The sequence below is a fragment of the Stieleria magnilauensis genome (genome assembly GCA_007753675.1).
GTDB classification, from domain to species: domain Bacteria; phylum Planctomycetota; class Planctomycetia; order Pirellulales; family Pirellulaceae; genus Stieleria; species Stieleria magnilauensis.
In genome coordinates this window covers 9,956,965-9,974,916 of the sequence record CP036432.1, presented here as the reverse complement: position 1 = coordinate 9,974,916, position 17,952 = coordinate 9,956,965, and the positions used below count along the sequence as shown (strand labels likewise).

At 56.7% G+C, this 17,952-nt stretch carries 2 protein-coding genes (1 of these 2 only partly in view); both read left to right on the top strand.

Going from position 1 to position 17,952, the window contains the following annotated elements; translation table 11 throughout:
• Positions 1 to 13: 13 nt before the first annotated feature.
• On the top strand, positions 14 to 1,267 hold the full coding sequence (locus tag TBK1r_RS35495; RefSeq protein WP_145220686.1) for a DUF1559 domain-containing protein: 1,254 nt from the start codon (positions 14 to 16) through the stop codon (positions 1,265 to 1,267).
• Between the two features lie 479 nt (positions 1,268 to 1,746).
• Positions 1,747 to 17,952, top strand: partial view of a right-handed parallel beta-helix repeat-containing protein gene (locus tag TBK1r_RS35490; protein WP_145220684.1) — the 5' end (the start) only. Its footprint extends 18,204 nt past the window's final position; the window shows 16,206 of its 34,410 coding nt (coding positions 1-16,206); it begins with the start codon at positions 1,747 to 1,749; its stop codon lies off the right edge, out of view.

Here is a 17,952-nt window from a genome sequence, read left to right as displayed (position 1 = left end):
TGAGGCATTTTCTATGAACATCCGTTCCAGACGCGGTGGCTTCACGTTGGTGGAGTTGCTGGTCGTGATCGCGATCATCGGCATCTTGGTCGGGCTGCTTTTGCCCGCCGTCCAAGCGGCTCGCGAAGCAGCACGTCGAATGAGCTGCAGTAACAACTTCAAGCAAATCGGCTTGGGGATTCACAATTATCATTCCGCCTACAAACGGCTGCCCACGATTCGTGGCGGCACCTCGCGGGTGTTCGGGAGCAACAATCCGCAGTCACGCGAACCCCGATTGATCGGAGGCAGCTACGGCGGAAACAATTTGAACAACCTCAGTTCCCTGGTTCAGTTGGCACCCTTCGTCGAACAACAAGGTCTCTGGGATCAGATCAGCAACCCGTTCCGCGTCAAGGAACCCGCATCGGCCGCAGGGCAATACGAGTTCAGCGCGATGGGGCCCAACGCGGACATCAGCTTGGCCCAGCACGGTCGCTATCAGTACGATCCCTGGCTGACGACGGTTCCGATGTTGCGCTGCCCCAGTGATCCCGGCAACGGCTTGCCTGCCCAAGGCCGTACGAACTATGGCGTCTGTGTCGGCGATGCACTGCAGTTTCAAAATACGGGGGGCATCAACCAGAACGGTCAGCCGAACCGCAACGCGGCGCCGCGTGCCAAGGCGACGTGTCGTGGCATGTTTTTCCCACGCGTGAACATGCGGTTCCGCGACACGCTTGATGGGCTTTCCAACACCATCATGGCCGGCGAAATGGCCACCAACCTCGGGGACCGAGCCGTCATCTCACAGGCTGCGAAGCCATCCGGCGGTAACAACAATCTCGGCGGCCTGATGACCGACCCGTCACTGTGTCAGGCGTTCGTCGATCCGGACCGACCGAAGTTCTGGGATCCGGGCGCTAACCTAACCGGCGGCACCCAAGGACAGCGTGGGTTCAAGTGGTCCAGTGGCTATTGCGTTCACACCGGCGTGGTCACGATCCATCCGCCCAACAGCCCGATTTGCAGCAGCGGCAGCGGAACCTGGCGGCCCGGCATCTACGGAACCAGCAGCCGGCACCAAGGCGGTGCGCATGTCTTGATGGGTGACGGTGCGGTCATCTTCATCACCGATTCGATCGAAGCCGGTGGCAAGGAGAGCCCGATGGTGATCTGGAACGGAACCGGCCCGCGGGCACCGGGAGTGCAAAGTCCCTACGGTCTCTGGGGGGCACTCGGCACCCGGGCCAACAACGAGACGATCCAGGAGCAGCTCAACCAGTAGCTCATCGCTCTTCAGACTTCGACCAAGTTGACGTCCACATCGTTCAAGCCGTGGCTGGGATTCGCGTTCCCGTCACGGCTTGTTTGACGTCGCGACCTTCGCCTGACGGCGGCTCCCTTCTCATCATTGCCACTCTTGGCAGACTTCCAACGGCAACAGCGAATCTTCACTTTGGCTTCGGGGTTTAGCCTGGACTGCTAAATCAACCTTAATGGTGGCGCCCGGACGCTGGTGTTCAACAGGCGTTGATTGCGGTCAAGGTATTCTCAAAAACGCAGCCGTTTCTGCGCTGAACGGTTTCTTTATTGCAGCTTCTCTGCAGACATCACCTGCAACCCAAGATCGGGTTCCGAATCGATACATCATCAATGCGGGTGTCCGATTCGCGCGCGCAATGACGCACGTGGCATTCCAAACGGGCGGATTCGCACCCTTTCGGGTTCGCGAACCGTTGGCGGCAGCAGGCGGGATTGCTTCAGATGAATCGGAAAAGACGAACGGCGGATCCGCAGCGACGTCGCCAAATCCTTCTGGAAATGCTTGAAAACCGGCTCGTGCTATCGGCGGTGCCGCTTGACCTCCCCCTGAACGATGACGAGGCGTCAGGAAGCCACCCGGGACTGAGTTGCTCGGCCGATGTCGGCCGTCGTGAAGCACTCAGTGGTTTCGCCGGCCCGTCGGGGCCTGATCAAATGCAGTTGCCATCGCGGCCGGCATCGGGCGAGTTGTACGTCGACGATTTGGGGAATCGAGAACTTCGATTTAGTGTTTCGATCGCCGAGCGGTTACCAACACAACCACCTCCGCCTGCGGACTTGTTTTACTCCGCCGCGACATCATCGATGCCGGTGGACTGGACCTTGCGAATCGCCGATGCGAACGGCGCGGATGTCATCGAGCTGATTGAATCGGCGACGCAGCAACTCCTCGCCTGGCGAACGGTCGCGAGCATCGGTGATCCACTGCTGATTACCGGATCGCCCTTCGATGATGTTTTGCAGTTGGAAATCGATGCGTCGTACCTTGAAACGCATTTGCCCAACCGCATCGTCTTTCAAGGCATCGTCGGTTCTGACCTGCTGCGGGGACCGGTCGCAGACACGACGTGGAGCGTCACCGGTGGGAATACCGGGAACGTTGGTGGGCAGTTTGAATTTTTCGGTGTGGAAACCTTGCTCGGCGCTGCGAACAATGAAGACACCTTTGTTTTCGCCCAAGACGCGTTCGTTAGCGGATCGGTTCGCGGCGGCGACGGTGGCTTCGACTCGGTCGTCATCGACGGGGATTATAACAGCGTGGCCTACACGGCCAGCGGCCCCGATTCGGGCACGATCAACCCGGACGGCAGGGCAATCGCGTACGTGGGGATGGAACCGATCACACAATCGGGGACGGCAACGGACATCATTTGGACATCCACGACGATTGGTGACGATCAGATTCTACTCAAGAAAGGTTCGTCCTCTGGCGAGTTTACGATCGAAAGTGAAAACGGAATGTTCGAACGTCACTCGTTCAATCTTCCACCACTTGTTAGCACGACGAAAGTGACGATCAATGCTGGTGTCGGCAATGACAAGATCACAATCAGATCATTTGATCCATCGCCACACCAAAATAGTCTGGGCGCTTTCGAGCTGCATCTTTCCGGTGGTGCCGGAAACGATGTGGTCGTTGTCCCGGAGATTCGCGGTGCGCAGTTCGATCTTTCGAACGCATCGCTGAAGATCACTAGCGTTTCGCTTGCGGACGCCAGCACGCTCGTCAATGGCGAGGCTTTGGTCTATTTCAATGATGCGCCCGAGCGTGCAGTCTTGGTAGGCACGGGTGCGGTTCACACGACCTTCACTGGCGAGGTGTTGTTCACATTGGGCCCCGATCGGTGGATCGAACAGGGACCGCATGCCGTGACCAATAGCACGGCGTCGAATGTCGCACCGAACAATCCGGTTGCGGGCGCGGTCCAATCCATTGCCGTGCATCCTACAGACCCGAGCATTGTTTTCGTCGGAACGGTCAATGGCGGAGTTTGGCGAACGACGAACGCCAGTTATTCCACGCCGACGACCACCCAATGGGAGCCGCTCACCCAACAATTCGCTTCCCTATCCATCGGCTCGGTCGCGATCGACCCACTCAACGCAAACACGGTGTACGCCGGCACGGGACAATTCAGCAACGGATTCACGGGCGGCGATCCGATTGGCATTCTAAAGTCAAACGACGCCGGAAAGAACTGGGAATTGCTGGGAACGGTAGGCTTGGCCGGTCAACGGATCAAGGAACTTGTGCCAACCGCCATCGGCTCGGGCAGTACACAAGTCATTCTGGCTGCGACGATTTCTGGCAAAGGCTGGGACTCTGACGGCGGGAATGACCCTCGCAATCCAAGGGCCCGTGGTGGCGGGCTCTTCCGCAGCATTGATGGCGGCCAGACGTTCGTGCTGGTCAACGGAGGTTTGCCATTCGGTGCGGTGACGCAGTTGATCGTTGACCCCACGGATAGCGCTCGGTTTTACGCAGCAGTTCCCGGCAAAGGTGTCTATCGCAGCGTGCAGGGTTCGGGCGGTTCGCAGTGGGTGGCGATCAACAACGGACTGGCTGGGATTCCCCTTTCGAGTCAGATTGAAATTTCTGCACCTCCGATCGGCAACGTGCTTTTTGCGGGAATCAGCAGCAACGGAGAAATCACCGGAGCGACAATGGCATCGCCCCTCGTCATCACGTCGGCGGGACATGGTTTGTCCAATGGCGATGTGATCATCATCAGCGGTGTTGAAGGCAATACCAACGCGAATGGTACGTTTCAAGTCGCTGGTGTCACCACAAACACATTCCAGCTTGAAACTCTCACCGGCACAGCCGTTATCGGTAACAAAGCCTATGTCAGAGGCGGAACCTGGACGCATACCAGATTCTTTCGATCAGCCGATAATGGATCCCAGTGGACCGCGCTCGCTCAAATTGGATTGAACGCAGGAGCGACTTTTCACGATCGATTCAATATGGTTGCTGACCGGGCGAACGACAACATTGTTTACGTCAGTGGTCAGGGCCGCGACAACGTTTTTCGCTACAGCCCGACAGGAGCAGGTTCGTGGGTACAGATCGTCGGTTCGAAAAATTCCGCTGGTTTAACGAAAGGCAACACATCGCCTCATCCCGATTCTCGTGACCTTGTTTTCTTGAACAGCACGACTCTGCTGGAAGCCGATGACGGAGGGATCTATTTCCTTGCGAATCCCGCGGATGCGGTAAACAATGCCTGGCAATCGCTTACCGGAAATCTTGGAGCGTTCGAATCGTATTCCGTCGCGTATGATTCTGTAAACAAAGTCTTTCTGTCTGGATTTCAGGACAATGGTTCTGCGGTGCAGACAGTTAGTGGCAATCTGAATTGGCAAGCGGTGCCGGGTGCCAATGCGACTCTATCACTGGGAGGCGACGGCCAGACCCAGCAAGTCGATTCAACGTCAGCCGATTCCAAGACGTCAACCGGGCAACCTGGCGCCCTGCGTTATTCGCTCGCCAACAATCTCAAATGGTTTTATCGCAATCACGTCGACGGGAATGGCAACCCGATCAACACCACTCGTGGATCCATTACAGATGCAACAAACGCCACCCCCGTCGTAGTGACATCAACGGCACACGGTCTTGCAAATGACGATGCTGTGATCATTACCGGTGTCCACGGAAACAACGCCTCCAACGGGAGTTTTCAAGTCGACAACGTGACGGCCGACACCTTCAAAATCAAGACACTTACCGGGGATGTTGAGGGGAATGGGGCGTACACGGGTGGTGGAGTTTGGCATAAGCAAAATTTCGCGAGTCAAATCTCCGGCGCAGTTGGAGATCCGGTTACGATTCGATCGAACAATCACGGGCTAAGAACCGGCGATCAAATCACGATTCATGGCTTGCAGGGTGGACTCAACGCGTTAAACGGCAACCACTTCATTGTCAGTCGGATTGACAACGACCAATTCAAATTGATTGGCACCCGTTTCGTCGGTAACACGCAGACCACTGCACTGTGGGTTCGCTCCAATCGAGTCTTACTGAAAAGGCGAGCGGGAGACATTGATCTAACCGGGCTTAATCCCGCTGACAGAAACGAAACTGGATTCGTGGAGTTCCCCTTTGTGCTCAATGCGGTCGATCCACAACGAATGCTGCTCGGTCGCAACGGGCTGTATGAAGACGCCGATACGTCCTCGGTAAACGGAATGGCGGGCGACGTGATCATTGACATCACCAAAAAACTTGCAACGCCGTTCGGTGGTGAGAACGACAAGGTTTCGGCACTCGTTTATGGAGGCTACGAGGGGGCGATTGGGAAGGCAAACGTCGCTTATGTCGGCACGACGGGTGGCCAGCTGTATTACCGCAGTCCGTCCCTGGACGGCCTCGCCAAGATTACCGAAAAAAAATTCACGAAGATCACCGACGGCAAGACCGGGCATCTACTTGCTGGTGGAACGATTCGGGACATCGTTGTCGATCCGCAAGATTGGCGTCGCGTATACGTGCTGCGTGACAACGAAGTCTGGATGTCCAATAACGTCACCGCGCTTTCCGTCGCCGCCAATCAATTCCAAAAGATCACCGACAATTTGGTCGGTGCCCCTGGGGCACTGACTAGCAAGTTGCAGTCGATCACGATGTACGACGCCACGCCGACAACGGCGGGCGATTCGATTGTCGTCGTAGGAGGGCTCGGCGGAATTTTCCGGCGGTTGCCGTCCAGCACAGCGGGCAAATTCGTCTGGACCGAGTTCGGCAGTCAGTTCCCCAATGTTCTCGTCAACGACGTTCGTTTTGCCAACGTGGACCCCGACGGAGAGTCTGCCAATGGAACCGGCATATTCTATGTGGCGACCATGGGTGCCGGTATACGAACGATCGAGAACGTGAGTGCAAACATCGCCCAACCTCACGTTTTGGCGCTCAATGGTTCGGCAGCCCAAGATACGTTTCGAATCGTCCGCAGTGCGGCGAACCCGACGTTGCTGGATGTCTTCTTTGACGAATCCGGTACGACGCCAGTGCACCGCGTACAGATCGCTCAATATCAACGAATTCAGATTCAGGGACTGGGCGGGAATGACAAAATCATCGTCGATAGTTCTAACGGTTTGATCACCGTTCCAGACGGAATTGTCGTCAATGGGGGGACGGGCACGAACGAACTGGTCATTAAGGGAAAAGGAACGCCGGAACCGTCAACCGGATCCGTGGTGAAGCTCATCGACACGACGGTGGGCGTTGCGGGACGGCAATCCATTTCCTATTCAAATGCGACGCTGTCGAACCTGATCGGCACTCCCACGACGGCGTCTGAAATCCTCAAATCATCCGCAGATGGCTTGAAATTCTTTGGGGCAACCGTTCGAACCGTCATGGCATCGGGAAGCAAAGACCCGGCGGTAACCGGTGGGACGACGAATTCCGCACTATTAGGTGGCGCCTCCCCGACTTTCTTGGCCGACGCGATCAGCGGAAAGAAGGACGCTTCGGTTGGACGCGCCGGCACGCTGGAAGCGGCACCGTTTGGCACGGTCGAGTCCCTCTTGGGGGACACCTCGTTCCTGCTGCGGTTGATCGAGGAGGGCACCAATGGCTTCAACTTGGGCGATCTTGGCGATAGCATCACCACGCTGGACGACTTCAAGAACAAACTCGACGCGTTGGACAGTTCGCCAGGAAATGTGAGTTACACCCAAAGTGCCGGAGTGACCACGTTTGACGTCCGGATCATCAACACTCTCGACGGCTTCGTTCCGATTGATGTCAACCTTGACTTTGCCGGTGGAAAGATCCGACTGGACGGCAGCCAACAAATCAGCGCAGAGTTGAATCTCCACTTCGTATTCGGGATCGATTCCCAAGGCGTCTTCTTTGACGTCGGAAACACGCATCCGGAACTTGTCGTAAGCAAGATTCAAACAACCGGCGAAGTCCGCGGTGCGGGACGGTTTGGGTTCTTAGAGGTCAAGCTCGACAACGCGAGTTTGAATATCGATCCGACCGTCGCGTTTTCGGTCAATCTGAAGGAACCCTCCGGCAGCACGATCGACAACAAGATTCGAACGAGCGAACTGACTGCAGACACGATCGGCATCGTCGATCTGGCCTTTACCGGAAATCCAGCGGTCAACGACGTGGTGCTGGCGGGGACTTTCAGTGTCGGCGCGATCCTGCCCGGTCTCGATGCGCCCTTTGAACTCGGTTCGGCCAACGTCAACGTCACCTGGGCGGACGTGAATGACATCACGTCCTTTTCCGTGGCGGCGACTGGGGGACCCGGTCAACAACTCTTGGATTTTCTGAAAGTCAACACCGACGAGGTGCTCGATCAGCTCAAAATGGTCAAGGACCATCTCACGGCGTTTCAAGTCGATGTACCGTTCCTCGGTGACTCGCTGAATACATTGACGGATGTTGTCAACGCCTTTGATCAAAGCATTGTTCAGCCGCTGTCCGAACCGGTTACCGGAAAAGCCAATTTCCCTACCGTCCAGCAGTTGGCCACCACAGTCGCCACCGCGCTCGGTCTCGAACCGGATACGATCGACCTGAAGTATGACAGTGCCACAAAAGAGCTGACCTATCGAATCGATGTGCCGATCGAATTATTCGATGAAAGCAAGGACATTGACTTTGGCTTCGATCTCGCCAAGGGACTCGCCGACCTTAGCTTCTCCACACAAGCAAACGTTGACGCCAACGTGAATCTCGGGATGAGGTTCGGCATCGACTTGGACGGCGTTATCGCCGGAGACGATCCAAGTGACTACATTTTCATTCGCGACGCAAAGGTCAGCGGCAATCTCTCGCTCGTTGCAAGTGCGATCAACGCTTCGGCGCGATTTGGCTTTATCTCCGTTGACGTTGTCGATGGTAGCGGATCGGCCAATATGCAACTGGATGTTTCCCTGGTCGACCCCAAGACGAATGCGGACGACGGGCGGATCGATGTTCGTGAGTTAATCGCGGCGGTCACCAATGACCCCAAGTCATTGGTCGATCCAAACTTCTCCGGTTCTGCGCAGTTCAGCTTTCCACTGACGATCCCAATCTTGGGGATCACAACTGCCTCCGCTGACTCAACGCTTACCGTCAGCATGCCAGACTTCACCGATCCGAGTACGGTCCAAGTCCAACTCCCCAATACGCCGGACATGAGTGAACTGCTCAATTTCACTCGGACGGACGCGGCGAGTTTGGTCAGTCAGCTCGGCCAGCTCGCAAACTTCCTTGACGGTTTACGAAAGAGTTCGGCGTTTGCCAACTTTGACATTCCGTTTACCGATTCGAACGTCGGCGACATCCTCAAGTTCGCCGAAATGTTCTCCGATGCATTGCTGTTCGACGAAGGCGACGATGACAAGGTCGATGGCAACAACAAACTGGTCTTCGATTTGAACAAGGCCCTGTCAAACGCCGGACTGGGATCGCGAATTCGTGCCGAGGGTGATGGTTCCAAGATCACACTGATCGCCGACGACCCCCAGATCACGGCATTTAGCATCAAAAAGGACGCGAGTGATGCCGGTGGCTACACGAAGCTGAATTTCACCGACCCGCAAACCGCGGTCTCCGACAACGGTTTTCTAAAAGTCACAAGCACCGCGTTTTCCAGCGATCCCAACGCAGTCAAACTCGCCGGTGATGCGGTGGTCGAATTCAGCATCACCACCGCGGCGGGAACGACGCCCTTCGATGTCACGATCAAAAAAACCGACACCGACAACAATACGGGCGTCGGCGATGATCGCGAGCGATTGCTCGACGCCGGCAACAAAGCGACGTTCAAAACCCACAAAGACCTCGCGCGCAAGCTGGCCGGGCTGCTCGGCTTGACCCCAGCGGTAATCAATGCGCGTTACGACGCGCCGAACGACTCGCTGCTTTACGAAATTGATTTCTCGAACATCGCGATGGGCATCTTGGATGTGCCGTTGGACTTTGATTTGAATCTGCAGCCGCTGCTGAATTTGGACAGCAAGAGCAACGTGCGTCTGAGCGGGAATGCGGGGTTCAAGTTCACGCTGGGGCTCTATCTCGGCGATGCCGATCCGAATCAACTTCTGAGTGTCAATGACACCATCGAAAGCGTTTACGGAACCGGTGTGATCAAAACGGACCTGGCGATCACATCGCCGTTTGAAGTCATCGAACGATTCCAGTTTGCCGAAGCCAAGTTCAACGTCACGACCACCGAACAGGGACAATCTCAAACACCGGTGCTGGTAACGGTGCCCGCCGCCAACATCACCGCGCGTGATGTCATCGGTGGATCGACCGGTGTGGTTCAAAAGCTGAACGATGCACTGGCGACTGCTGGCCTGGGCGGAAAGATCGAAGCTGGCAATCTTGGCAACTTGCTGCTGTTTCGCGCCAAAACGAACTCGCCGGTCACGACGTTTTCAATCGATGTCGTCCAAGCATCGCCGGCACTTGAAAAAGAACTTGGTTTCGCAACCAATGGCGCGGCGACCAAGATTGGCGATGAAGTGAGTTTGCGGGCGACGAAATCGTTGCGGCCGACGTTGCCGCCGCTTTCCGCGGATGCAAATTTCGCGGTGGAGGTCGCCGGCAACACGCACAACATCGTTGTCAAAGCCGCGGACACCCAGGGCAATGGCAATCTTCTCGACCTTGTGTTCGATCTCAATCAAGCGTTCAAGAAACAATCGATTGACACGTTGGTGAAGGCGGAATCGTTTGGCCGCAAACTGATCATCACCGCGCTCAATGGCGCTACCCCTTTGAGAATCACGTCCACTGCCGGTGATCCTGCCATCGACGAACTCGGATTAGCCACCGCGTTGTTGGGGAATACCAACGACCTGAGTGTCTTTACCCGAGACGGTAGCAGTTTCGCAGTGAGTCTGGATGGGGCAACGACGCTGGACAATGTGATCAATGCGATCAATACCGCCGGGGCTGGAAAAGTCACAGCGGGATTGAATGCCGCCAAGACGGCATTGCAGCTGACCGACAACACCAGCGGAAATTCGACGTTCCGCGTCCAGCCTATCAACAACTCTGCGGCGGCGGCGCGGTTGGGCATCATGGCCACCGCGGCTGCGGACGTCAGTGCGTCCGGGCAAAGCACCGGATCGAGCAACGTGATCGAGGGACAGCAGGCCGGCGGCGTCAAACTGCTCGACCGGCTGTTCCTTCAAAATGCGGTGCTCAGCGGCAACGTCGCCTTGTCGACACCCGACCCGAATGATGTCGATGGTGACTCGAAGCTGGACGATGGCATTCAAGCGTCCGCACGGTTCGGCGGATTTGTTGGGATTGCGCTCGACGGCGGCGGAAGTTTGAGCGGCAGCCTGTCGGCGGGCTTCAAGAATCCCACGACAGGCCAACTCGGCGGGCGTGTCACGCTGAGCGAATTGATCACGGGGATCCAAACGGACGTGACGAGTGTGATCGCACTGCCCAGTATCAGCGGCCCGAATCCGACGGCGACGGGGACGGCGCAGCTTGACCTGGCACTCAAAGTCACACCCGACCTGCCCTTCGTTCAAATCAACAATCCCAAGCTCAATATTCAAGTCCCCAACATCTTCGCCGACTTGTCCGCCAGCGGTGCGATCATCGTCAACATGACGGACCTGGGCGAATTGATCAAATTTGACACGCCGGATTTGACGTTCGATTCCATCCTCGACGCTCTCAGCCAACTCGTCGATTTCCTGGGCGCGTTCGAAAAATTCGGATTCCTGGACGAGGATCTGCCCGTCCTTGACGTCAGCCTTCACGATCTGATTTCACTGACCAAGAAGTTCAAAGCGGTCGTTGACCAGGCCCGCGCCAATCCGGCTGCCACGCTGCAGTTCCTGGAAGACAAGATTGAGGAAGCGCTCGGCGTGGCGTCGGCGGCCGATCCGCTCACGCTGGCGCTGTACACGGACAACAAAGGGACGCCGAGTGATACCACCGATGATCTGGATTTACTTCGAATCACGGTCGACCTTGGTGCTGATTTTGACAAAAACCTGGGAATCAATTTTGATCTCGGCGGTGCCGGCATCTTGACCGGGTCGGCGGGATTGCGGGCGACCGGAGATTTGGATTTCACACTCGATTTCGGAATCGACCTGACGTCACCGACCAATGTTTACGTGTTCGATTCGGCGGGCTTGACCGGAACGCTCGCCGCCGCCGCGACCGATCTTAATTTCAAAGCCGGCATCAAACCGATTTCGGTGGCGGTTCGTAAGGGCCAGGCGACTGTGGGGCCGACTCCTGGCGGACCCGTTCCCAATGGCAAGCTCTTTCACGCCGGACTCGATTTCGACAACGATCCTGCGGTTGCGACACCCAAGTTGCTCAGCGAAGTCTTCTCAACAACGACGAATAACTTGGGTACGTACTTCACGGCCTCGATCGGCGGAACACTGGACGTCGACCTTCCCGTCTACGTTCCCGAATCGAAGTTCAAGGGCACGATCCAGTACGACGCCACCTTGGCTGCGAGTCTGTCCAACGGGATTGACGTCACGGACACGTTGACGGCCGTGGATCCGAACAACAATCCGATTCCGATTGCCAACTTGTTCAATATCGATTTGGACAATTTCAGTCCACTGGACAACCTGTTGCTGGCGATTGATGGTGTCGATGCCTTCTTGGAACTGGTCCAGACGTTGATGGACGGCCAGATCGGCAGCTTCACGATTCCGCTGATCGGTGATTCGCTCGAAGACGGCGCACAATTCGTCGAAGACTTTCGGGAAACGTTTGTTGCCGGTTTGCGAAAAGCGGTCGAAACATCGGCCGATCCGGACGAGAATTTCGTCGTACAGCAGCTGGTCGGACTGCTCGGCACTGGCGGACTGGATATTCTTCGCGAATTACCCACCGACCCACTATTTCCCGACGATCCAAATGATCCCAACGATAATTTCATCCGACTGAAGACCAACGTGAATGATGTCGGTGTCGAGCCCGATGCCGTTTACTTCGAATGGGTGTTTCAGCTGGGACAGGATTTGACGAATGCCGACACTGACATCGGCTTTGATTTTGGCATTCCCGGACTCGGCCTTTCCTCGTCGGGCGCGTTGGCAACGCAGATCGGATGGACGATGGATGTCGGGTTCGGATTGAGCGCCCAAGACGGATTTTATCTGCTGCTCAACCAAGACCAATCCGATGCCGAAATCGACTTCACGATTAAAGCCGAGCCGGAGGCCGGTAGTGAGATTTCGCTCGAACTTGGATTCCTGGAAGCCACCGCGACCGACAAGGGACAAACGGAACTTGAGGCAACGTTTCAAATCGACGTCACGGCGACCGGCGATCACAAGGTGGAACTCTCGGAGTTCGGTTCGCTCGATCTGGAATTCGGAATCGCGGCGAAGGCTGTCGCTGATCTCGCCCTCACGCTGGGAATCAACTCGCAAAACTCGAACGCATTTCCCAACATCAAGGCAGACTTCTGGCTCGACTGGCGAATCGATGCGAATCCGGGAACGACGCAACTGGACATCAAGCCGCTGGCATCGATCCTCAATGGCAACTTGATTCTCGATGGTTTGCAAAAGGTTCAATTCGATAACCTCAGCATCGATATCGGATCCTTTGCGACCAACTTGCTCGGCCCGGTCTTCACCGAAATTGCCAAGTTCACCAAACCGATTCAGCCGGTGATCGACACGCTAACCACACCGATTCCGGTGATTTCCGATCTCGGACCCGAGATCACCTTGTTGGATATCGCGGCCTACTACGGCAATTTTGATCCGGCCTACATCGAAACGGTCGCGGAGATCATCACGTTCGTCAACGCCTTTGGCGAATTGACGGATACCGAGAACGCGCAGTTGCCGATCTCCACCAGTCCCTTTGTTCTCTACGATCCCGCGAGCAGCATCACGCCCGATTTAAGTAGTTCCCTCACGGATCTTAGCAAGGTTCAAAACTTCACCATTCCCGGTGTCACTGGGTTCGACCTGAACGTCCTCAATGGCAAGGGCGAAAAGACATCGTCGACGTTTCTGAAGAACGTCAATGCAAGTCCGACCGTCGACATCCCAGTGTTAGACAATCCGACCAGCTTGTTAGGTCTGCTGTTGGGACGCGATGTGACGCTTGTCACACTGACGCTGCAACGACTCTTCGTCGATTTTGACTACAAAGCCTTCTTCCCGATTCTCGGACCGTTAGGGGTTTCGATTACCGGTAACGTGGATGCCAGCCTCGGCAATCCAAAAACCGGCAAGGGAATCGCGTTCGGATACGACACGTATGGAATCCGCCGATTCGCCGAGGCCGATTTCCAAAACCCGCTGTTGATTTTCGACGGGCTTTACATCAGTGACACAGAAAACGCCGACGGCAGCGGCAAAGATGTTCCCGAGTTGGTGTTTGATGCCGGGCTCCGCGCGGCGGCGGAACTCAATCTTGGAATTGCCGAAGCGGGCGTTGGCGGCGGCGTGTTCGCCCAAGTGCTGTTCGATCTGTACGATCCGAATCGCGACGGCAAGGTCAGGCTTGGCGAACTCGCCGACAATATCGCCGGCGAATTCAAACATGGAGACCCGCTGCTGTCCCCACTGGCGATTTTTGACCTCTCCGGTGATATGGTCGCGCGGATGGAGGCCTTTCTCAAAATCGATCTGTTCCTGTTCTCAATTGATAAAACATGGGCGTTTGGTCCGGAAGGCAAGATCCTCGATTTCGACGTTGACTTCACGCGGGTGCCAAAACTTGCGACGGAAGTGTCCGATAACGTTCTGCAACTCAACATGGGGCCTCTGTCGGACAAGCGATTAAACGGCAATGTCAAGGATGACGGCGAAAACTTTCGCGTGACTCAGAATCCCGGTGATGCGTCGGAGATTCGTGTCGAGATCTTTGATCCTTCCCAAGGCATCTATCGATTCAATACCGATTATGACAACCCGGTCAAGCTGATCATTCAAGGCGGCCAGGGCGATGACACGATCGACTTGAGCGGCATTACCAATGCATCGATCACGTACGAGATCGACGGAGGTCCGGGGAACGACACCATCATCTTGGGTCCCAACTCGGGCAACGCGATCATTCTCGGGGGACCTGGCGATGATGTCATCACCGGCGGCGGTGGCGATGACGTGATCTATGGTGGCCTCGGAAACGACACGATCAACGCGGGCGGTGGAGGCGACGTCGTCTTCGGCGATTCCGGTGAAATCGGCAATTCGTATTACCGTTCGAAGGTCAAATTCGGAGACGGCAACGACAGCATTGATGGTGGCACAGGCAACGATTTAATCTTGGGTGCCGGGGGATCCGACACGGTCAACGGCGGCAGCGATCGGGATACGATCATTGGTGACGGAGGGCGAGTTCAACTCAACACAAATGGATCGATCAAATCCGTCCTGGATACCAAACGCGGATTCGCCGGATTCGCTGACACCTTACGTGGCGATGCCGGCAACGACACGATCTACGCCGGTCTGGGCGCCGACCTGCTCTTCGGCGGCGGAGACCATGACACGCTCTATGGAGAGCGGGGGAAAAACACCCTCGAAGGTGGTCCGGGAAATGACATTTTAAACGGAGGCGATGAGTCTGATCTGCTCAAGGGAGACGCCGGCAACGACACGTTGCTGGGCAATGCCGGCGTCGACCGACTCGAAGGCGGCGACGACGGAGACAAGTTGGACGGCGGCGCGGGTGCCGACACGCTGTTTGGTGACGGCGGTGACGACGAACTGCTCGGCGGCGGCGATGCCGATCGGCTGGAAGGGGGCGCCGGAAACGACACGCTCGACGGCGGTGCAGGAGTCGACACGCTGCTCGGCGGCGACGACCACGACCTGCTGCTCGGAGCGATCGGCACCGACTTGCTGGACGGCGAAGAAGGAAACGACACGTATGAAATCACCTTCCTGGGCGGCACGACCAGTTCGCTGGTCAATGTTTCCGACAGCGGTGTCCAAACCGATACGGATTTGCTGGAAGTGATCGGCACCGATTTGGACGATCAGTTCCTGCTCCGGGCGAATCATCTGGTGCAAGACGGAATCGCCTTCGTCGCCATGATCAATGCAAAGAAGGATGTTGAACGCGTCAATTATAAGAGCGTTGAACGGATCTTGGTCAGCGGTTCGTTGGGCGACGATCGGTTTGCCGTTGATGACGTCGGTGCCGAATTGACGATCGACGGCAGCTTGGGCGATGACTTCTTTCAAGTCGGTCAACTGTACCGATCGCGTCGTCTCGGTCCTTCGACACCGAGCACGGCGGATGACACCAATCCGCTCAATGGCATCCGCGACGAGGACGCCTTTGCGACGATCGAGACCACACGCGGGTTCCTCAGCAACGGCACCCGTTATCCGATGACCATTCAAGGCGGTGTCGGCAATGACACGTTCGTTGTGTTCCATAACATGGCGGTGCTCAGTCTGAACGGAGACGAGGGCGACGACAGTTTTGCGATCCGCGCCTTTGCGCTGGCCGGTTCGCAGGAACCCGTTCGAGATCGCACCGATATCTCCGGCGGCGCCGGAGCGGACTTGATCGAGTACGTCGTCAACGCACCGGTCAATATCGATGGTGGCGACGGCTTTGACACCGTCATCGTGATCGGGACTGAATTCGGCGACGATTTCGTGGTCACCAAAGACGGCATCTTTGGAGCTGGCGTTCAACCGCGGTTCGTCAACATTGAATCATTAAAAGTTGACGGTGCCGAAGGCGACGATCGGTTCTACGTGCAAAGCACCGGTGCCGAATTCGTCACCGAGATCGCCGGCGGACTGGGAAGCGACACGTTCAACATGTCCGGTGCGACGCCGCCGGTCGTCAGCAACGACTTGCTCGGGCACAGCGGGATCATCGCACACTCGGTCGAAAGCGTTGACAGCAATTACCACGGTGCAAAAGTAATCGGCATCTCGGCCAACGTCGCCGACAATGACGAACCGTCGATCATCATCACGCAAAGCGAAGGAGAGACGATCGTCGGCGAAGACGGGTTCAGCGACAGCTATGACATCACTCTCGCCCATGCACCGTTGGCGGACGTGTTGGTCACTGTCAACGCGCCGGTGCCGATCGGCCGCGACAAGGAACTGAAAGCAAAAAAATTCCGTATCTATTCCAACGCCACCGGTTCTTCGAACAATTTTGAAACCCACTCGGTCGTGCTCAAGTTCACTCCGGCCAACTGGATGCTCCCTCAGACGATTCATGTCGACGCCCCGAACAACGATGCGAGCGAATTACACGACTATGACGACGACGCGATCGAAGGCACGCACACGGGCGTGATCACGCACACCGTCACGGTCGTCGGTGACCCGCGAGTCCCCGACGATGCTTTCTCGGGTTCTCCCACGCAGGTGACCGACAACACAATCGTCGACACGAGCGCCAGCTTTCCGACCGCCGCCGAAGGTCTGCGGGGACGTTACGTCACGATGATCGAGGGGCCAGGACTCGGCGAGCAGCGACTGATTCTGTCCAACACCGCTAACACGCTGACGCTACGCAGCGGCGAGTGGACCGTCACGCCCACGACCGCCAGTCGGTACGTCGTCCAGCACTACCATGAACTCAAAGCGCCTTCAGTATCCGTCACCGTCTATGACAACGATGCGGCGGAATTGATTGTCGTCCAGGCCGATGCGTCGACTCCGGCCCCAGGTGACGCCGATGGGGCAACCGAGGTGATCGAAGGCGGAACGGGTGATCGACTTGAATTAAAACTGTCTCGCCAACCCACCGGTACCGTCACGGTCGACCTGGCCGGCGGCAGCGAAGTCACACTCTCACCATCGCAACTTGTCTTCGACAGCACCAATTGGAACACCGCTCAAACGGTCACCGTCAACGCCGCGGATGATTCGATTCGTGAAGGTTTCCATTTCGGATCGATCGAGTTCGCGATCACGAGTGCGACCGACGTGGATCAAGTGATTCCGGCCAGCGAAACCATCGTTGCGTCCAAGCGTGTTTCGTTTGTTCCGCTTGAGCGAAAGCCTGACTCTGGGGCAACGATCACGGTGACCGTTGACGGGCAAACGCGACCGAGCAATCGCTATCGCGTGGTTTCCAACAAGATCGTTTTCCAAGACGATTCCGGCAAACCCGATCGTGTAAAAGGCCAAATCCAAGTCACCTACTCGTATCGCAAGCCGGGCTTCCATCAGTCCAGCGTATCGCCCCTGCCGGTGAGTATCGCCGACAACGATGTGTCTCAGGTGCTGATCCGCGAGACCTTCGGCTCGACCGACGTGATTGAGAGTTCGTCGGCCTCTGCGCAGCCGCCGATCGCGGACACTTACACGGTCGTACTGACTCGGCAACCGAGCGCGAATGTGAAAGTGGTCGTGGTGCCACAGATGACGAAATCGACACGGAGCGTGATCCGCAACGATCTCGTCCAAGTCGGTGTCACAAGTTCTGCCGCGGGCGCCGTGAGTCAAGCCGACGGAACGCTCGAGTTGACATTTACTCCGTCGGATTGGAACCAGCCCAAAGAAATTCTTGTCCGGGCGGTCGATGATTTGATCGTGGACGGAGGGGACACCAAAGTTTTCGCACCTTCCATACATTCGCTCGCTGGCATTCAAGGTCCACTCGTGGTCGAAGGTGCCGGCGGCAACGGTTCGGCGTTGCTCGGCGGCGCCGTGCTTCTACCGGGCGAACTGAATGTTCGA

What these genes read in the sequence shown, in the direction of transcription:
- TBK1r_RS35495 (WP_145220686.1), top strand. Translation starts at nt 14, where the DNA reads ATGAACATCCGTTCCAGACGCGGTGGCTTCACGTTGGTGGAGTTGCTG.